General features: G+C 52.3%; 17 protein-coding genes, 3 tRNA genes and 1 pseudogene. 4 read left to right on the plus strand and 17 right to left on the minus strand.

The window, feature by feature from the left end:
* Positions 1 to 48 precede the first annotated feature (48 nt).
* The 5 genes from NSCA4_RS0111695 to rsmD all read right to left on the minus strand — a co-directional run bounded on the left by NSCA4_RS0111695 (position 49) and on the right by rsmD (position 1,367).
* Positions 49 to 123: transfer RNA gene (locus NSCA4_RS0111695), tRNA-Thr, on the minus strand.
* A gap of 11 nt (positions 124 to 134) precedes the next feature.
* Positions 135 to 208, minus strand: a tRNA-Gly gene (locus tag NSCA4_RS0111700).
* Between the two features lie 36 nt (positions 209 to 244).
* Positions 245 to 328: transfer RNA gene (locus tag NSCA4_RS0111705), tRNA-Tyr, on the minus strand.
* Positions 329 to 427: 99 nt separating this feature from the next.
* On the minus strand, positions 428 to 679 hold the full coding sequence (locus tag NSCA4_RS0111710) for a YfhL family 4Fe-4S dicluster ferredoxin (RefSeq protein ID WP_003679513.1): 252 nt from the start codon (positions 677 to 679) through the stop codon (positions 428 to 430).
* 121 nt (positions 680 to 800) lie between these two features.
* Positions 801 to 1,367, minus strand: a complete 567-nt coding sequence (rsmD, locus tag NSCA4_RS0111715) for a 16S rRNA (guanine(966)-N(2))-methyltransferase RsmD (RefSeq protein WP_016688290.1) — start codon at positions 1,365 to 1,367, stop codon at positions 801 to 803.
* A gap of 272 nt (positions 1,368 to 1,639) precedes the next feature.
* Between rsmD and NSCA4_RS0111720 the strand changes: the two genes are divergently transcribed.
* Both NSCA4_RS0111720 and NSCA4_RS0111725 read left to right on the plus strand, forming a co-directional pair.
* Entirely contained in the window at positions 1,640 to 1,861 is a 222-nt protein-coding gene (locus tag NSCA4_RS0111720) for a hypothetical protein (protein ID WP_016688291.1), read from the plus strand.
* 197 nt (positions 1,862 to 2,058) lie between these two features.
* Entirely contained in the window at positions 2,059 to 2,754 is a 696-nt protein-coding gene (locus NSCA4_RS0111725; protein WP_029609759.1) for a hypothetical protein, read from the plus strand.
* 73 nt (positions 2,755 to 2,827) lie between these two features.
* On the opposite strand, the gene topA is transcribed toward NSCA4_RS0111725, so the two are convergent.
* From topA to rsmB, 8 genes and pseudogenes are all read right to left on the minus strand, one after another.
* Positions 2,828 to 5,134, minus strand: coding sequence for a type I DNA topoisomerase (gene topA, locus NSCA4_RS0111730; protein ID WP_016688293.1), 2,307 nt, complete (start codon positions 5,132 to 5,134; stop codon positions 2,828 to 2,830).
* Between the two features lie 84 nt (positions 5,135 to 5,218).
* On the minus strand, positions 5,219 to 5,674 hold the full coding sequence (locus tag NSCA4_RS0111735; RefSeq protein ID WP_016688294.1) for a Smg family protein: 456 nt from the start codon (positions 5,672 to 5,674) through the stop codon (positions 5,219 to 5,221).
* Between the two features lie 25 nt (positions 5,675 to 5,699).
* Positions 5,700 to 5,855: pseudogene (locus NSCA4_RS16315) on the minus strand (DprA-like winged helix domain-containing protein); the annotation flags it as partial.
* Positions 5,852 to 6,919 carry a DNA-processing protein DprA gene (dprA, locus tag NSCA4_RS0111745; protein ID WP_029609760.1) on the minus strand — a complete coding sequence of 356 codons (1,068 nt, stop codon included), beginning with the start codon at positions 6,917 to 6,919 and terminating at the stop codon, positions 5,852 to 5,854. The pseudogene NSCA4_RS16315 and the gene dprA, both read right to left, overlap by 4 nt.
* A 431-nt stretch (positions 6,920 to 7,350) precedes the next feature.
* Positions 7,351 to 8,634 (minus strand): sigma-54-dependent transcriptional regulator, encoded by a 1,284-nt coding sequence (locus NSCA4_RS0111750; protein WP_016688295.1) that lies wholly within the window; start codon positions 8,632 to 8,634, stop codon positions 7,351 to 7,353.
* Entirely contained in the window at positions 8,627 to 10,750 is a 2,124-nt protein-coding gene (locus NSCA4_RS0111755) for a sensor histidine kinase (protein ID WP_016688296.1), read from the minus strand. The genes NSCA4_RS0111750 and NSCA4_RS0111755 overlap by 8 nt, the downstream gene beginning before the upstream one ends.
* A gap of 3 nt (positions 10,751 to 10,753) precedes the next feature.
* Positions 10,754 to 11,347 carry a DUF4390 domain-containing protein gene (locus NSCA4_RS0111760; RefSeq protein ID WP_016688297.1) on the minus strand — a complete coding sequence of 198 codons (594 nt, stop codon included), beginning with the start codon at positions 11,345 to 11,347 and terminating at the stop codon, positions 10,754 to 10,756.
* Positions 11,313 to 12,572: a 16S rRNA (cytosine(967)-C(5))-methyltransferase RsmB gene (gene rsmB / locus NSCA4_RS0111765; protein WP_016688298.1), complete on the minus strand. Its 1,260-nt coding sequence runs from the start codon at positions 12,570 to 12,572 to the stop codon at positions 11,313 to 11,315. Before rsmB ends, NSCA4_RS0111760 begins: the two co-directional genes overlap by 35 nt.
* A gap of 171 nt (positions 12,573 to 12,743) precedes the next feature.
* On the opposite strand from rsmB, the gene NSCA4_RS0111775 reads away from it, so the two are divergent.
* Entirely contained in the window at positions 12,744 to 13,028 is a 285-nt protein-coding gene (locus NSCA4_RS0111775; protein WP_016688300.1) for a PepSY domain-containing protein, read from the plus strand.
* A 111-nt stretch (positions 13,029 to 13,139) separates the two neighbouring features.
* Here NSCA4_RS0111775 and NSCA4_RS0111780 read toward each other — a convergent pair whose 3' ends face one another.
* The 3 genes from NSCA4_RS0111780 to def all read right to left on the minus strand — a co-directional run bounded on the left by NSCA4_RS0111780 (position 13,140) and on the right by def (position 15,452).
* On the minus strand, positions 13,140 to 13,661 hold the full coding sequence (locus tag NSCA4_RS0111780; RefSeq protein ID WP_016688301.1) for an O-acetyl-ADP-ribose deacetylase: 522 nt from the start codon (positions 13,659 to 13,661) through the stop codon (positions 13,140 to 13,142).
* Between the two features lie 133 nt (positions 13,662 to 13,794).
* A complete protein-coding gene (fmt, locus tag NSCA4_RS0111785; protein WP_016688302.1) occupies positions 13,795 to 14,721 on the minus strand; it encodes a methionyl-tRNA formyltransferase in 927 nt (308 codons plus the stop codon).
* A gap of 227 nt (positions 14,722 to 14,948) precedes the next feature.
* A complete protein-coding gene (gene def / locus NSCA4_RS0111790; protein ID WP_016688303.1) occupies positions 14,949 to 15,452 on the minus strand; it encodes a peptide deformylase in 504 nt (167 codons plus the stop codon).
* Positions 15,453 to 15,732: 280 nt separating this feature from the next.
* Here def and NSCA4_RS0111795 point away from each other — a divergent pair, with 280 nt between their 5' ends.
* The gene (locus NSCA4_RS0111795) at positions 15,733 to 17,013 is read left to right on the plus strand and encodes a LysM peptidoglycan-binding domain-containing protein (protein ID WP_016688304.1); all 1,281 of its coding nucleotides are present in this window, start codon (positions 15,733 to 15,735) and stop codon (positions 17,011 to 17,013) included.
* 456 nt (positions 17,014 to 17,469) lie between these two features.
* On the opposite strand, the gene NSCA4_RS0111800 is transcribed toward NSCA4_RS0111795, so the two are convergent.
* On the minus strand, positions 17,470 to 18,090 hold the full coding sequence (locus NSCA4_RS0111800; protein ID WP_016688305.1) for an NAD(P)H-binding protein: 621 nt from the start codon (positions 18,088 to 18,090) through the stop codon (positions 17,470 to 17,472).
* Positions 18,091 to 18,917 lie beyond the last annotated feature (827 nt).

Here is an 18,917-nt window from a genome sequence, read left to right on the forward strand (position 1 = left end):
TTTGCCATGGCAAATTTCCTATCTTTAAAATACTGAGAAAATGGTATTTGGTGCCCATGGGCAGATTTGAACTGCCGGCCTCTCCCTTACCAAGGGAGTGCTCTACCCCTGAGCTACATGGGCCAATAGACTATTGGAGCGGGTGAAGGGAATCGAACCCTCACCGTAAGCTTGGAAGGCTTCTGCTCTACCATTGAGCTACACCCGCAGACTTATTGCATCAATGCTCCAATATATTGGAATTTGGTGGTGGGAGAAGGATTCGAACCTTCGAAGCTCTCGCAACAGATTTACAGTCTGCCCCCTTTGACCGCTCGGGAATCCCACCAAAAGAGAACGCAATTTTATTCGCGACTCAGATTTTCGTCAAGTTATTTTTTGGTTTTGTTTTTAACAAATAACTCAATTTATTGCTTTAAAAAAGAATTTATTTGAACTGAATGATTTTTTCGTATTTTGCCATCAGCTCTTCGTGCGTTTCCGGATGCTCTTCATCAATCAGGATACAATCCACAGGACATACCTGCTGGCATTGCGGCTCATCGTAATGACCTACGCACTGCGTACACAAATTAGGGTTGATTTCGTAAATTTCTTCACCTTGCGAGATGGCGTCATTGGGACACTCCGGCTCGCAAACGTCACAGTTAATGCACTCATCTGTAATAAAGAGCGACATTTCTTTTCCTTTTTCATTTAAATTATCAAAACCGATTGGGCGCGGATTATAGCACAAACGCGTCAAAAACAATCCGTTTAGGCGAATGTTTACACCCTGGTAATGATTCTCAAATCTCTTACTATTCAGCCACTTGGATAAATTGCAAAAGCACAAAACTGCTCTTGCCCGCCCGTCCTTCGCGATAAAGCTCCAACCACTCGGGAAAATCGGGCAACTCCCCTGCTTCAATATAGACCATTGCCCCGTTTTTCAAGCTGTTTTTCAAAGAAGCAAACAAATTTTCCCAGCCCTGCCACGCAAACGGCGGATCCAAAAAGACCACATCAAACTTTTCAGACGACCTCTGCAAATACGCAAGACCATCGGTATTGAGGATTTCCAGTTTATCCAAACCCAATACTCTGGCGTTTTGCCGCAGCATATCGGCAGTTTTACGATTATTATCCGCCAGCACTACCCTTTTCGCGTTACGGGACGCGGCTTCAAATCCCAACGCACCGCTTCCGGCAAACAAGTCCAACACATTCAGACCGGTCAAATCCTGACCGAGCCAATTGAAAAGTTTTTCGCGGACACTGTCAGGTGTCGGACGCAGACCGTCTGCATCTGCAAAAACCAGTTTCCGTCCCCTGCATTGTCCGCCGATGATGCGGACTTGATTTGAATGTTTGCTGTGTTTGTTCATGATTGGGAAAACGAATCGTCTTACAGTTTCAGACGACCTTTAAAGAATGACAAAACAGCCATTATACAGCAGCGTTTTTTCATTTAAGGCAGCATGAAAACAAATCGACCCATCGCAAAAATTTATTTTTTATAATGGTAAACTTACAAAATTTTATAAATTATAAAATATTTTCTCAAATAAAAAGGTCGCTTACGTTTGCCATTAGAACTTTCCCACCGCTTTTTCAGTCTATTTGCCATAATACTTAATGAAAATATGGATGGCTGACAATGCCGCTTTGGAAAATTATTTTGGGTGTTTATATCAGCGGTGTGATTGCATTCACCACCCATGCCCATTTCTTTGACGAATATTACCGCCACTTGGGATTGATTCCGAACTTAGGGCGAGGCCTGCTTTGGTTCGTCTTTTGTCTGCCCTTGATTGGCAAAACTGTCGCTTTGATAGTCAGTTTGTTCTTTCTTGCCACGTTGGTTTTCGCGCGGCGTTAAAACTTGTCTTTTATAAAACCCAAAAGGTCGTCTGAAATTTTTCAGACGACCTTTTCAGTTTGAATTTGACGACATGAAATATTGAACTGCGTTTCACCGTGTGAAATGCATTTTAAACCTAAACCTCATAAAACTAGATAAATTACATTTACTTATTTATAATGAGTATCTCCGTGAAATATTTATATAAGGTTATTATCATGTCAGATCTGAATGTCAGTAACAGTATATTTCAAGGTTACAACGACAAACACGGTTTAATGATTTGTGGCTATGAATGGGGCTGGAGTAAAGCTGATGAGGCTGCTTATCTAGCAGGTGAATACAAACTCCCTGAAAATAAAATCGACCATACATTTGCCAACAAATCCCTGTATTATGGTGAACAGGCAACAAAATGGCGTTACGACAATACGATAAAAAATTGGTTTGAAATGTGGGGACACCCCTTAGACGAAAATGAACTGGGCGGTGCTTTTGAAAAATCCCTAGTGCAAACCAACTGGGCAGCTACTCAGGGTAACAATATTGACAATCCAAACAAATTTCTCCAGCCCGAACACGTCGATAATTTTCTCTACCACATTGAGAAACTACGCCCGAAATTGATTCTCTTCATGGGAAGCAACCTGACAAATTATCTTAATCGCGCAAATGTATTGCCGCGCTTCGAGCAGCTTGTCGGAAAACAAACTCAACCGCTACGAGTAGTACAAAAAGATTTTAGCGGTACACGTTTCAAAATCAGATTCCAATCGTTTGAAAATTGCGAAGTCATTTGTTTTCCCCACACCAGTACCAGCCGCGGTCTATCTTACGATTACATAGCCTTATTTGAACCAGAAATGAACCGTATTTTATCGGACTTCAAAACGACACGCGGATTCAAATAAACCAATCACAGAAAAGCAAAAGGTCGTCTGAAAATTTTTCAGACGACCTTTTCTCTTTTAAACCGATCTAATCTCACTCTTTCGGTGCAGGCGGTTCAATCTGTTCTTTCCAGCCGCATTCTTTTTGCGGGCAGACTTTTTCCACGCCCCAGCGTTTGGTGGTTTTGATGGTCAGTACCGGCCATGCGCATTTTGGACAGGTTTCGGCGACGGGCGGATTCCAAGTGGCGTAGTTGCAGTCGGGATAGGTGCTGCAACTGTAAAACAATTTGCCGTAGCGGGATTTGCGCTCGACGAGGTTGCCTTTTTTGCATTGCGGGCATTGGACGCCGGTATCTTTCGGTTTTTCCAGCGGCTCGACGTGTTTGCATTTGGGGTAGTTGGCGCAGCCGATGAATTTGCTGCCGGTGCGGCTGTATTTGTACACCAACCGTCCGCCGCATTTGGGGCATTCGCGCCCGTCGAGTTCGGCTTGCTCAGCTTCGGCTTTGGCGATGCGCTCGGCGGCTTCTTCGGCGGTTTCGTTGACGTTGCGCGTGTAGCTGCACTCGGGATAGCCGGCGCAGGCGACGAAGCGGCCCATTTTGCCGAACTTGATTTGCAGTTTGTGTTCGCCGCATTTGGGGCAGGTTTCGTCGAGTTCCTGCGTGGTGAATTTGGCGCGTTCGATGCCTTCTTTTTCTTCCACTTGCTTGATGAACGGTTTCCAGAATTTGTCCATCACGGGAATCCAGCGGCGTTTGCCGTCGGCGATTTCGTCGAGCTGATCTTCGAGTTTGGCGGTGAAGTGGTAGTCGACGTATTGGGCGAAGTGTTCGGTCAGGAATTTGTTGACGATGTCGCCTGTGTCGGTGGGCATGAAGCGTTTTTGCTCAAGGGTAACGTACTCGCGGTCTTTGAGTGTGGAAATAATGCTGGCGTAGGTCGAGGGGCGGCCGATGCCGTATTCTTCGAGGGCTTTAACCAGCGTGGCTTCGTTGTAGCGCGGCGGCGGGGTGGTGAAGTGTTGTTCGCCGTAGAGTTTGTCCACGGGCAATTTGTCGCCTTCGCTCATTTCGGGCAGTTTTTTGCTGTCTTCGCCTTCTTCATCGTCGCTGCTTTCTTCGTAAACGCTGAGGAAGCCTGCGAAGGTTTGCACTTGTCCGGTTACGCGGAATACGCCTTTGCCGACGGTAATATCGACGGTGGTTTGGTCGAATTTGGCGGGCGTCATCTGACAAGCGACGGTACGCTGCCAAATCATTTGATAGAGTTTGAACTGGTCTGCGCTCAGGAAGGGTTTGACGCTTTCGGGCGTGCGGTACACGGAAGTCGGACGGATCGCTTCGTGGGCTTCTTGGGCGTTTTTGGATTTGGTTTTGTATTGTTTGGCGGCACTCGGCAGATATTCTTTGCCGATTTTGTTTTCGATGTAATGGCGGATTTCGGTTAACGCTTCATCCGCCAAATTCACGCTGTCGGTACGCATATAGGTAATCAGACCGATGGCGCCCTGCCCCACGTCTATACCTTCATAAAGCTGCTGGGCGGTACGCATGGTACGGTCGGTGGTGAAGCCGAGTTTGCGCACGGCATCCTGCTGCATGGTAGAAGTGGTGAACGGCGCGGCGGGGTTGCGGCTGCGCTTTTTCTTTTCGATGGCGGTAACGACTGCCTCTTTGCCTTCGAGTTCTTTCAATACGTCGGATTGAGCGGCTTCGTTCGGCAGGTCGAATTGTTCGAGTTTCGCGCCGTTGTATTGGGCGAGTTTGGCGGTGAACTTGCTGCGGCCTTTGTGGCTGTCGAGATGTACCGTCCAATATTCCTGAGCTTCAAACGCGCGGATTTCGTTTTCGCGTTCGCAAATCAGACGCAGGGCGGGACTTTGCACACGACCCGCGCTCAAACCGCGGCGGATTTTTTTCCACAACAACGGCGAGAGGTTAAAACCGACCAGATAGTCCAGCGCGCGGCGGGCTTGTTGCGCATCCACCAAGTCCATTTCGATTTCGCGCGGGTTGGCGACGGCGTCGAGCACGGCGTTTTTGGTGATTTCGTGGAACACGACACGCTGCGGCTTGATGTTTTTCAGGCCGCGTTTGGTTTTGAGGATTTCATAAAGATGCCAAGAAATCGCTTCACCTTCCCTATCCGGGTCGGTTGCGAGGTAGATGTTTTCGGCTTCTTTGGCTCCGGCGACAATCGCATCGACGTGTTTGGCGTTGCGTTTGATCAGGTCATATTTCATGGCGAAGTCGTGTTCGGGATCGACGGCACCGTTTTTGGGGACGAGGTCGCGGACGTGGCCGTAGGAGGCCAGAATTTCGAAATCGCCGCCAAGGTATTTTTTCAGGGTTTTGGCTTTGGACGGTGATTCGACGATTAAGAGGTTTTTCGCCATGGTTTGTTCTCTTTTAATGTATTGGATGATGCGTTTCAGACGACCTTTCTGAACAAGCTGTGTCAAAAGGTCGTCTGAAAAGGTTTAATGCATGGTCGCTTTGCCGTTGAGCGCGCCCATCAGGTCATCGCCGATTAAGACGGGCAATTCGCTTTTGTGCGCCCACAACAAGAGCAACACCAGCACTTTAGCCGTATCGAGCGTGATTTCTTCGGGCGGGATGTGCATCAGGGCGTGGATGACGATTTCGCGCTGCTCGTAAGTGATGGCGCGTTCGGCAACCAGATACTGCATCAGCCCCATGACTTCCTGCGTCAGGTTTTCCACTTCTTCGTTGCAATACACGCGCAGGGCATGACTATCGAACGGCGCGGCGGCGAATTCGGAGGTGTTGAACAACACTTCCATCATCATCAGCGTATTGCCGATTTCCGTAACGTCAAAACCCGCATCTTCCAACAGGCGGCCCAAATCCTCCGGCGGCGGGCAGTTGTCAAAATCTTGGAAGTGTTCGATGAGATAGGCGATGACTTCTGTCATGCTGGTTCCTTAATAAATGAATCGATTATGCTTTTATGCGCTGATAGCGACCGCCCGGCAAGGCGGCGACGATGCCGTCGAGTTCGTATTCCAGTAATCGGGCGTAAACGTCTGCCGCCGCCCATGCGGTTTGCTGCGCCAATATATCAGGATGCACGGGGTCGTAACCCATGGCGTTCAGCAGCTCGTCTTCTGATGTCGGCGCAGCAACCGTATTGGCTTGCACCGGCTGTTTTTGGACATGAAGGTCGTCTGAAAACGGCAAAACAGGTTCAGACGACGTCTCTTTAACGGCGATGCGTTTTTCCGTTTTTTGTTTTTCTTATTTATAGAATATGATGGAACTGCCGCATTTTGCAATAGTCCCGGACATTCGTGAAGGATGTCGTCCAAACATTCCACCAATTTTGCGCCGTCTTTAATCAGCTTGTGGCAGCCTTTGCTGTGCGGATTATCTATCGAACCGGGCACCGCCATCACCTCCCGCCCCATCTCCGCCGCCAGCTTGGCAGTAATCAGCGAACCGGATTCCAAGGCTGCCTCAACCACCAGCGTAACCTGCGACAACGCGGCAATCAGGCGGTTTCGGCGCGGGAAGTTGCCCGCAAACGGGCGCGTATCCAAAGGAAACTCACTGACAATCAATCCTTTTTCGGCGATTTCATAAGCAAGGTTTTTATTGGACGGCGGGTAAATGCGGTCTATGCCCGTCCCCCATACGGCGATGGTGCCGCCGCCCGCCTGCAACGCGCCTTGATGGGCGGCGGTGTCGATACCCGAAGCCATGCCCGACACGACGGGAATATCCTTTTCGCTCAACGCCCTACCAAAATCTTTGGCAATCCGCATCGCCTGCGGCGTGGCATGGCGGCTACCGACAATGGCGGCGGAAGGTTTGTGCAACAGCTGCACGTTACCGCGCAAGAACAAAACCGGCGGCGCGGTAATGCCCTGCGTCAGCATTTCAGGAAAATCATCATCTTGCAGCAACAACAGACGGCAGCCGTCCTGCGTTTCCCATTGCAACGCCGCTTCCGCAGCCTTTTGCGCCAACGCCCGTTTTTCCGCATTGCGCCAAGATTCGGCTGCCTGCTTGTGGCGCACCACCGCGGCAATTTGCTCCGCAGGAGCGTCCAGCGTGGCTTTCGCGCTGCCGAAACGTTGCAGCAGGAGCAAGAAGCCCTCCGCGCCGACATAAGGCGTAAACGCCAGTTGCAGCCAGTCAAGGCGGTCGTTTTCCGTCATCAATTGTGTCCCCTTGTTGTTTTCAGACGACCTTTTATCGGGAGGTCGTCTGAAAACGAATAAATGTCAGTATTTAAAGATAAAGTCGGCAAACTTTAAACCGATACGGCGTTCCCGCGCCTGATTCCGGTTTCGTGTCTGTTTACCGTCATGCGGGTACTACCAAACAGTCGGCAGCCCGTTAGTAACTTTTGTAATATTTTTATATTCTACACGATACGGCAGAAATGTCCGCTATTTGAATGTTTGCCGCACTCTGCCGTGATTCCTTCTCCCGCCTGCACGAAAATGGCGCACTCAATAAATGAACCGGATCTGCATCAGTGGGCTGGATACGGCAAAAGCGAACAGATTAATGGCAAACAAGGTCGTCTGAAAACATACCGCGGCGTGCCGTATGCTTTCAGACGACCTTTTATCCTACTACCGCCCTACTCTTCTGCTTTTTCCGCTGCGCTGCGGCGGGAAACGCTGATGCCTAATTGTTTGAGTTTGCGGTAGAGGTGCGTGCGCTCCAAGCCGACTTTTTGGGCGACGCGGCTCATGTTTTGCCCTTCTTGGGCGATGTGGTATTCGAAATAGCGGCGTTCCAACTCTTCACGCAATTCGCGCAAAGGCATATTGAAGTTGAAACCGCCGACGATTTCGGTAGCAACCGTTGCCCGTTTTTGCCCCAATGCGGCAACGACCGCCTGCTCGTGGACTTCCTGTCCGTCTGCCTCCAGCATCAGGTTTTTCACGACGCTGCGGAGTTGGTCGAAATTGCCCGGCCAGTTGTATTGGCAGAGGACGGTCAGCGAGCCGTTGCTGAATTTGACGGGCTGGATTTTTTCGCTGTCCGCCAATTCGGTCATGACTTGGTTGACCAAGAAAGCGATGTCTTCGGATTGGCTGCGCAACGGCGGGATGCTGATGACGTTGCCGGAAAGCAGTTCGGACAACTTGGCATCGGCGATGGCGTCTGCCGGGCTTTCATCGGCGGCATGGCTGCCGGCGACAATGACGCGCACGTTGTAACGGTCTGCCTTACCGAGGATGAAGCTGATGCCGTTTTGGATGTTTTTGCTGTATTGCGCGGCATCACCGAGATAAAGCGTGCCGCCCGATGCTTTTTGCAGCAGCTCTAAAGGCGCGTCGGCGATGAGTTCGACGCGGCTGAGTCCGACCCAAGGCGTACCGCTTTTGTGGAAATAGCGGGCAACGATTTCAAACGGCGAACCGGTTTCGCCGCTGAGCAGCACGTGGCCGCTTTTTTTCACGGCAGGCTCAAGCTGCTGCTTGAATTCCTGAATGACGGGGCTGTTGCCGAGTTTGTCGAAGGACAAGCCCGCCGCCATCTGCATTTCGCCGTGTTTGAGGGCGCGGTCGACGGTAGAGAGCAGCTTTTGCAGGGCAATCGGTTTTTCCAGAAAATCGAGCGCGCCGATTTTGGTGGCTTCGACGGCGGTGTCGATGCTGGCGTGTCCGCTCATCATCACCACGGGCATGTTGAGCTGTCCGTTTTTCGCCCACTCTTTGAGCAGGGTAATCCCGTCGCAGTCAGGCATCCATATGTCCAACAACACCATGGCGGGTCGGGTTTGGTGGCGCAGTTGGCGCGCCTCTTCGGCGTTCTCCGCCAAAGCCACGGAATAACCTTCGTCTTGGAGGATTTCCGAGAGCAAGTCGCGGATACCTACTTCGTCATCTACAATTAAAATATCACTGCTACGCATAAGTTTCTACCAATCGGGGTAAGGCTATTTTCACACACGCGCCGCCTTCGTTCTGATTGCTCAGGCTGATGCGGCCGCCGTGCTCTTCGATGATTTTCTTCACAACGGGCAATCCCAGTCCCGTACCTGTCGGTTTGTCGGTTACATACGGCTCGAAGGCATTATGCAGCATTTCCTTGCTGAAACCTTTGCCGTTGTTACACACGGTCAATAAAACCTGTCCGTCGTTATCTTCGCCGACGCTGACATTCACTTGGGGAACTTCTGCCTCTTCCGCCGCTTCCGCCGCGTTTTTAAAGATATTGTGCAATACCTGCCGCATGGCGGTGGTATCGGCGGAAATCGGCTGCGGTTTGTCGGACAAGTTCGGAACAAAGTGGCACGCACCGCCCTCGTACAGCAGCAACACTTCTTCTACCAAGCGGTTCAAATCATGTTTTTCAAAATTCAGCGACGGCGCGCGGGCGTAATTGCGGAAGGCTTCGACCATTTCTTTTAATGCCGCCACCTGTTTGACGATGGTGTCGGTCGAACGGCTGAGGATTTGGGCGTGTTGTTCGTCCAATTTATCATGCAATTTCCATGCCAATCTCTCGGCGGAAAGTTGGATAGGCGTGAGCGGATTGCGGATTTCGTGTGCCAACCGCTTCGCCACTTCGCCCCAAGCGGCTTCTTTTTGGGCGCGGATGAGGACGGTAATGTCGTCAATCACCATCACCACGCCGTTGTCGTTGTCATCAGGTAGGACGGTGGCTTTACCCAAGAGAATGCGCGCATCGTCGGGGGCGGCGTATTCGACTTGAACAGGTTTGGTGGCATTGGCGGTTTCTTCAATCGCGGCAAATACTTCGGCAAGCAAGGTCTGTTGCGGCGATTGTCCGCGCCAGTCGTGCCAGTTGCTGCCCCACAGCGGCACCAATTCAATGCCCAAAATCCGTTCGGCGGCTTTGTTGAAGGTTTTCAGACGACCTTCGGCATCCAAAGTAATCACGCCCGTGGTCAAACTTTCCAACACGCATTCGAGATAGTGGCGCGCCGCTTCTTCGCGCAGGCGGTTGTGTTCGTCGGCTTCTTTGGCGATAGCAAGCTGTTCGGTCATGTGGTTGAACAACTGGGTCAATCTGCCGAATTCGTCGTTGCGGAACACGGGGCGTTTCTGGCTGAAATCGCCCTGCGCCACCGCCCTTGCGCCTTCTGCCAACGACAATACCGGCTCGACGAAACGGCGGGCGAAATAAAGCGCCATCACTAAGGCAAGGAAAATCGCCAACAGCGCGGCAACCAGCAAAGTCGCCAAGAAGAAAGTTTGCAGGCCTTGTTTGGTGTAGCTCAATTCGGCGTATTTCGCCCGCGCCGCTTCGATCAGCGTTGCATCTTGCGCCACATCCTGCGGGATGGGCTGGCGGAAAAACAAGGCGTAATCGCGTCCGTTGTGCGCGCCGATGAGCATCCAGCCTTGCGCGTACAAGACATTTTCTATGTTTTCCAAACTGCGTATCGAGCCGGTCTGCTCCAGCGTATCCCATCCTTCTTTGTCGAGTTCGGGCTGGTTTAGTTTCAGCGGATTGACACTTTTCTCGGTTTTATGGGTTTTGACGTCGTATAGCGAAAGCTGGGTAAAGCCGCCCGATTTGGCGGCACTGGTCAACGCTTTGCCCAAATCTCCGTCCACAGACGCAGTGCTAATCAGGTCGATTTGCACCGGCGTGGCGTTGCTGACGGCGTTGTCCACCGCCAGATTCAGCGCGGATTTGCTCAAGTTCAGGCTGCGCTCGAGGGCTTCATGGGTATCGTTGCCGAACCATGAATTAATCGTGCCGTTGATGAACTGCGCGGAAATGCCGAACAGGAACACGCCCGGCAATACCGCCACCAGCGTAAACATCCCCGACAGCCGCCGCGCAATCTGCGAGCCGAACACGCCCTTGCTTTTGTCGCGCATAAGGAGCAGGACGTAGCGCGTCAAAACCGATGCCAACACCAGCATCAGCAGCGCACATAGGGCGATAATCCACCAGAAATATTCCGCCAACGGGCTGGTACTGCCCGTTGCGATGGTCAGTCCGTAAAGCAGTCCCACCGCCGCCAACACGGCAATCAGGAGAAAGCGGCGCATGGTTTACTCCTGAGAGATGGTCAGAGACTTCCAGCCGGAATCCAAGTGCCAGTTTTTAGAAGTCAATGCGTTGATTTGGAAGGGTTTGGGCAGCTTCGCCGTCGAGAGCAGCAGGCGGATTTCGGCTTGCGTGTCTTTCGCTGCGACACCGCTTAACGCGCCTTTGGACAGCACTTTCCAGTTGGCGACCGCACCTACGCCGCGCAAGGCGGTATCAAGCGTGTCGTATTCGGTGGAAAACGTGCCGACGGTTATGCGGTAGCGGTTGGTCAGCGGATGGAAGGAAAGTTTGTAGTGGATGGTGTTGTCGCTGTTGAGCAGCTGGTCAAACTTGAAGCGGTAAGACGGCATGGACGGCGCAGAAAGCTGCCAGCTCAAAGTAAAATTCAACGGCACGCCCTGCCGGAGCGCCTGTTTGAGCTGGTCGGGCAAATCGGTGCGGAAACGGCTGCTGACGGAAAGCTGTCCGGTTTCGGTCAGCTTCGCCTCGGAGCGGGTTACGCTGATGCCCTCCGCCGCCGCATTCAGCGGCAGGGCGAGCAACAGCGTTCCAAACAGCCGTTTACTGCTTTTTGATAAGCGCGTAATAAAAGCCATCTTGATGTTTGTTCGGTAAAAGCACACGCGATTCGATCAGCTCGGCATCGGCGTGGCGGTTGAGGAATTTTTGCAACTGAACGTCGTTTTCTTCGACGAACACCGAGCAGGTGGCAAGCAGCATTCTGCCGTTTTTCGTCAGGGTTTGCCAAAGCGCGTCCAGCAATGCCTCCTGCTGACGGGCGGTTTTGGCGGCATCGGTCGGACGGCGCAGCCATTTTACGTCGGGATTGCGCCGCGCCACACCCGAAGCGGTACACGGCACGTCGGCAAGGATGGCGTCGAAAGGCTTTCCATCATACCACGCCGCCAAGTCCTGCGCATCGGCGCAAGTCAGAGCGGTCGTCTGAAACCCCAAACGGTCAATATTGTCCTTCACCCTTTTCAGACGACCTTCGTCTATGTCCAAAGCGGTCACATGACAGTCTGCCAATTCCAACATATGCCCTGTTTTCCCGCCCGGCGCGGCGCACGCGTCCAAAATCCGTTCGCCGTCTTTAGGGTTTAACAGATATGCCGCCTGCTGCGCGCCGAAATCCTGCACCGACACCAGCCCTTCGGCAAAACCAGGCAGCCGGCTGACGGGAACCGCCTCGTCCAGCGTTACCGCACATTCGTCCAACGCCCTAGCCGCAATACCTTCCGCCGCCAGCTTTTCCAAATATGATTCGGCATTGCCGTGGCGGCGGTTGACCCGCAGCGTCATCGGCGGATGCGATTGCAGCGCGGTGGTGATGTTGTGCCAGTGTTTCGGATAATGGTTTTTCAGGTATGCCACCCACCACAGCGGCAGGTTGTGTTTCGCCACATCGTCTTTTTTGCACGAAGCCTCCAGCTTCTCCCGCTCGCGCAAAAACCGCCGCAAAATCGCGTTGGCAAACGAGCGGAACTGCCCGCGCCCGATTTTCGCAATACTCTCCACTGCCTCGTTGACCACCGCATGAGGCGCGTTGCGCGTGTAATGCAGTTGGTACATCGCCGCCAAAAGCAGGCTTTCGAGCTGCGGATTGTCAATCGGCTTTTTCAGCATCTGCGCGAGCATATGTTTCAAACTGCCCAAATAACGCTGGCAGCCGTAGGCAATATCCTGCAACGCGCCGTTTTCCTGCGCCGTCAGCTCGGGATGCGCTGCGCGGATTTGCGCCAACACATCCTGAAGGTTGCGCCCTTCGGCAACCGCCGCAATGCTGTCGGCGGCGAGTTTTTGGGCGAGGGACATACTCATAAATTCAATTCCTTAAATGACTGCTGTGGTTCGATTTGTTCGTTAAAAATGTAAACGCCGCACAAGCGGTTCGGGCGGTGTTCGGGGCAAAATTCAAATTGTGTTAATCCGATTGCCTGTTTGCGGCAATCTTCATATAGTTTGTTTTTTATGCCACATAAAGGACCCATCATGAAATTACGCGCCCTTTCCCTGCTTGCCGTTTCCGCCGCACTCATTTCCGGCAGTCTGACCGCCGCAGCGGCACCGCACAAACATTCCCGCTCCATCTCCCAAGCGCAAGCCGTTAAAATCGCTAAAAAACGCGTTGGCGGCGGACGCGTTACCGACGTCGATTACAGCAGAGGACGCTGGGAAATCGAAATCCGCAGAGGCTGTACCGAATACGATGTGGACGTTTCTTCACAAAGCGGCCGCGTCATCAGAGTCGACACCGACAACCACTGCGACGATTAATTTTTATACAAGCCGGACTGCCTGTCCGGCTTTTCTGTTTTCAGACGACCTCAAGTTTACCCGAGGTCGTCTGAAAACCTTTTATCTGCCGTTTCGCCCGATTCAAGACTTTCAGACGACCGCTCCGTCCCGTTCCAACAAAGCTCGATAGCGTTGGGCATCCTGCGGCGAAAAACAACAGAAGACGATTTTTTCGACAGTCGGACACTGCGGCAAAGTTTTTTTCAAAATTGCCAAAGCGGTTTCAGCGGCCAAATCGGCAGGAAAACGGTACACGCCTGTACTGATGCAGGGGAAGGCGATGCTGCGGATGCCGTGTTCTTGCGCCAGCAGCAGCGAATTTTGATACGCCTCCGCCAGCTTGACCGCTTCGCTGCGGTGTCCGCCGAACCAAACCGGCCCAACGGTGTGAATCACAAATTTCGCCGGCAACCGATAACCTTGGGTAATTTTCGCTTCGCCCGTGCGGCAGCCGTTCAACTGCCTACACTCTTCCAGCAATTCCCGCCCCGCCGCGCGGTGAATCGCGCCGTCCACTCCGCCGCCGCCCAACAACGAGGAATTGGCGGCGTTCACGATGGCATCGACTTCAAGTTTCGTAATATCGCCTTCGACTACTTCAAACACTGCCATGATCTGCTCCTAAACGTGGGGAATCTTGTCGTCAGTTCAACAAAACCAAATGTTTCCCTACTGATATTTTCAGACGACCTCTAAGCTATCCGAAGAAAGGTCGTCTGAAAATTAATGAGTCTGCAAACGGCTTCTACAAAACCGTTCCAACCTCAATCTTGTGCCCCGCCGCAAACGCCGCAATCGGCATCCGTTTGCTGCCGGAAGGCTGCAATTCGGTAATCTTCAACGCGTTCTCGCCGCAGGCAACGACCAAGCCGTCAGCCGAACAAGACAACACTTCACCCGCCCTGCCCTGTTGTGCCACTACTTCAGCCCGCCAGATTTTCATCGGCTTGCCTTGATATTCCACCCACGCAGCGGGAACGGGGTTGAAGGCGCGGATTTTGCGTTCAATCACTGCCGCACTTTCGTTCCAATCGATACGCGCTTCTTCTTTGCTTAATTTTTGCGCGTAAGTCACGCCTTCTTCGGGCTGTTTGACGCTTTTCAGACGACCCTCTGCCTTTAATTGTTGCAAATCAGCAACAATAGCCTCCGCACCGAGGTTCATCAGCGCGTCGTGTACTTCATTCGCCGTATCGGTCGATTGAATGGCGTAACGGTGTTCGCTGACCACATCGCCGGTGTCCAAACCGATGTCCATCTGCATGATGCACACGCCCGTTTCGGCATCGCCCGCTTCAATCGCGCGCTGAATCGGCGCCGCGCCGCGCCAACGGGGCAGCAGCGAAGCGTGGATGTTGAGGCAGCCGTGTTTCGGCGTATCCAACACGTCTTGCGGCAAAATCAGTCCGTAGGCGGCAACGACCATTACGTCTGCCTCGACCTCTTCGAGCATTTGCAGGGCTTCGGCGTTGTTGCGCAGTTTTTCAGGCTGCGCCACGCGCAAACCCAATTCCAATGCGGCCTGCTTCACGGGAGACGGGGCAAGCTGCATCCCGCGCCCTTTGGGACGGTCAGGCTGGGTCAACACCAGCGGGATTTCAAAACCGGCGGCGGCAATGGCTTTTAAGGCGGCAGCGGCAAAATCGGGCGTACCGGCAAAGATGACTTTCATGGGGAAACTCCTTGGAAATGGGTTTCAGACGACCTATGTACCGCAACGGCAAGCTTGTTTCCGTCTGACGGAAAGGAACAGATTACGGAATACGGCTGTTACTGTTTCTAACCACCATCTTAAAAGAATAGGCAAACATTGCGACAGGTCGTCTGAAAGTTTGAAAAACAACGGCTCGCTGCCGCTTCCCTCTTTCAGACGACCTGTCCAACCGTATCATTCGGCTTTTAGATGGTGTGTTTTTGACGTTTTTTCAGTTTGGTCTTAATCCGACCCTGCTTGAGCTGAGACAGGCGTTCGACAAAAACGATGCCCATCAGGTGATCCAATTCGTGTTGCACGCAAATCGCCAGCAGACCGTCCGCCTCCAGCGTGAATTTCTCGCCTTTTTCGTTCAAAGCCTCGACCTTGACGCGTTCGGCACGGGTAACGGTGTCGTAAATGCCTGGCACAGACAGGCAGCCTTCTTCGTAAGTGGTTTCACCGTCTTTTTCAACAATGACGGGGTTGATGAACACGCGCGGCTCGCTGCGGTCTTCGGTCAAATCCATCACGACGACGCGCTCATGCACATCGACCTGCGTCGCCGCCAGCCCGATGCCGCGCGCTTCGTACATGGTTTCAAACATATCGGCGACCAGCTTTTGGATGCGCTCATCGACTTTTTCGACAGGCTTTGCCACAGTGTGCAGTCGCTCGTCGGGGTATTGCAGGATATTCAGTAAAGCCATAATTTTCTCTTCGTTTTTCAATACTTGGGACGCGTATCCAAACGCATCTGGCAGCAGATTGTGTGTGTTTTCATACAAATTTTGCGTCTGCCTTCACAATTCCCGTGATGACACTAACATTCAATGATAAAATATGTACCAATGAATTTCCGTTCAATGCGCACAAAACGCCCATTGACGTTTTTTAAAGGGGGACGGCGGTTTTTGCAAACTCCCGGCCATTTCATTTTCTCCGTTTATCATTTAAAGACAAACCGAATCAATTTCAAGGGGAACGGTTATGCAACAACGTATTATAACCCTGCTTTGTGTCGCGGGCATGGCAATTTCCGCCCACGCTCAAGCAGCTTCATTAAAAGTGCGCCCCGATGCGCCGCAACGCTACGTCGTGAAAAACGGCGACACACTCTGGAGCATCTCCGGCAAATATCTGTACAGCCCGTGGCAATGGAACCGCCTTTGGGGCGCAAACCGCGGCGAAATCCGCAATCCGCATCTGATTTATCCGGGTCAAGTGTTGGTTTTGCGCTACGTCAACGGTCGCCCGCAACTGGGCTTCGAAAACAGTTCCGCAGGCAATGACGGTATTCCGGTCATCAAACTCAGCCCGCGCGTTCGCGAAACTTCTTCAGGCTACGGTATCCAAACCGTCAACGTGAACTTCTACCGCATGTTCATGCAACATCCGCAGTTCATCGACCAAATGAAGACCCAAGACGCACCGCGCCTGATCGACGGTCCTGACAACCGCATCATGTACAGCAAAGGCGAACGCGTGTACGCCTACGGCGTGACCGAACCCGGTCGCTATCTGGTTTACCGCGCCGTCAAAGACCTGACTGATCCCGACACCCGCAAATACCTCGGACAAGAAGTCGTCTTCAGCGGCATCGTCAGCACCCTGCCCTACACCAACAGCGCACTGGACTCCGCTTCCGACAAAGACCGCAAATACCTGAAAGACGGCGAATACTACACCCGCCTGCATCCTCTGGTGAAAGTGCCGACCCAAACCGCGCAACCTATGATTGTGGAAGAAGCCGTTTCCGAAATCCGCAAAGGCGATTTCCTGCTGAAAATGGACGGCGAAACCGAGCCTTTCCAAATCATGCCGCACGCGCCGACGCAACACATCAACGGTAAAGTCATTTCCATCCTCGACGGCGTACACGAAGCCGGACAATTCCAAACCGTTACCCTGAACAAAGGTTCTGCCGACGGTTTGGACAAAGGTACGGTCTTGAGCATTTACAAACGCGACCGCCAAGTGAAAGTCGATTTGGAAGATGGCAAAAAAGGCCGTAAGAGCGTAGTCAAATATGTTTCCATCCCTGCCGAAGAAACCGCATTGGCTATGGTGTACCGCACCGGCGAACATCTCTCGTCCGCCATCATTTTGGAAAACCTGACCAGCATCAACATCGGCGACACCGTATCCGAACCCGGCCGCGACTTGGACAACATGTCTGACGACAAACCGCACGTCCGCAACGCGCCGCAAGATTCCCACGATACGGAACACAACCAATACAATATCCACAGCAACATCAATAAATATTGATCGATTGCCGACAACACAACGTCGTCTGAAATTTTCAGATGACGTTTTTTCATAAAATTTTGAATAAGCAACGCCGTATTGTCATTCCTACTCAGGCGTGAGTCTGATCCTGAGTTTTCCAGAAAAATATGAAGATTGCCGCAATCTCAAGCCTCCAAATACCCGCCCGCGCAGGAATGACGATGTCGGCATTTCCTGCTATCGTCCGCTATATCTGACTAATCCGATTTATCCTCAAGATAACTTGTTTCTTGAACGTGCCGATAAACTTATGCCGCTTATCCCTACCAAGTCATAAGCAGATATATAGTGGATTAACTTTAAACCAGTACGGCGTTGCCTCGCCTTGTCCTGATTTAAATTTAATCCACTATATTATTACCTATCGAATCAATCATGCATCAAACAGGTCGTCTGAAACGGTTTCAGACGACCTGTTTGGCTATGGGCGCGGTGTTAACTGCCTGCGCCGACGGTGTAAACCTTACCGATGCTGTCGGGGGCTTGCAGGACGGCGGCGACGGCGGTGGCGAGTCCGTTTCGGCTCATGTAGTTTTTAGGGATGCCGTCGGGGTGGTCGGTCAGGATGTGGCGGTTATCTTCGCTGTTGTCCAAGCCGCAGGGGCGGAGGATGGTCCAGTTCAAACTGCTTTGCTTGAGGTAGATTTCGGCTTCGGTTTTGGCGCGGACGGCTTCGCCGAGGGCTTGTTTGAAGGGTTCGCTCATCATGTCCCATTGTTCGCCGCAGCCCATGCTGGTAATCAGGATGAAACGGGCTTGCGGGTTGGCGGCCTGGGCGGCGGCAATGATGTTGATGTTGCCCAGTGCGTCGCTGCGTATGCCTTGTTCGTTTTTGCCGCCGACGAAGCTGATGACGCTGTCGGGGCGGTATTGTGCGAACACTTTGTCGAGCGCATCGGCATCGAGCGCGTCGGCTACGGTCGTCTGAATGTGGTGTTCGCTAAAGAACGAGTCTTCAGGCGGCTTTCTTAATACGGCAACGGTGTCGGCGGGATGGGTGAGTGTACGGATGAATGCGCGGCCGGACGGGCCGTTGGCGCCGAAGATGAGCTGCATGGGGTCTCCTTTGTGTTTCGGATGGTTAGGGGTTCAATAATCTGCTTACTTTGTTGAGTGGTTGCGGTAGGCTGGTTGATTTTCAGACGACTTGTTGTGATTGATGCTGCGTGGTCGTGGGCATAGCCCACGCTACTTCTTTTTAGTTTTCTTTCGCGACAGAGTGGAGGTCGTCTGAAAATGGGTAAAGCAGGTTTTATAACAACTGCCGTAGCGTGGGTTTTGCCCGCGTAATTGACTTACCGGTTTGGTGCTATGCCCTCTCCCTAGCCCTCTCCCACGGGGAGAGGGGATGGGTTGGTAGGGAAGCTAAAAGCAGCAGAGAAGCCAAAAATGGTTGAATCTTAGCCGTAGCGTGGGCTTTGCCCACGACATTGACCCAAAGGTCGTCTGAAATCTGTATTTGGGTTTCAGTGAAACTTACTGCGTTCGTTTTAGCTTTGTTGATATTACTCTTTCAGACGACCTTGTTGTGTTTGAAGCTATGTGGTCGTGGGCAAAGCTAACGCTACTTCTTTTTGGTTTTCTTTCGTGGCAGAGCTGCGGTCGTCTGAAAACGGGCAAGGCAGGTTTTATAACAACAGCCGTAACGTGGGTTTTACCCTCTCCCTAACCCTCTCCCACGGGGGAGAGGGGATTGAGGATACTGAGATTCAACCATTTTTGGATTCTCTGCCACTTGGAGTCTCCCTGCCAATTTATCCCCTCTCCCCGTGGGAGAGGGTTAGGGAGAGGGCGGTAAGCGCAAGCTTACTTTAGTGACAAACGCCAATCTTGCAGGCAGCCTGTCAAATTTCATCGGATATTTACGATGCCGAGAGATGGTT

Origin of the sequence: Neisseria sicca 4320 (genome assembly GCF_000193735.1) — a bacterium.
In the GTDB taxonomy this organism is placed as follows: Bacteria; Pseudomonadota; Gammaproteobacteria; order Burkholderiales; family Neisseriaceae; genus Neisseria; species Neisseria sicca_E.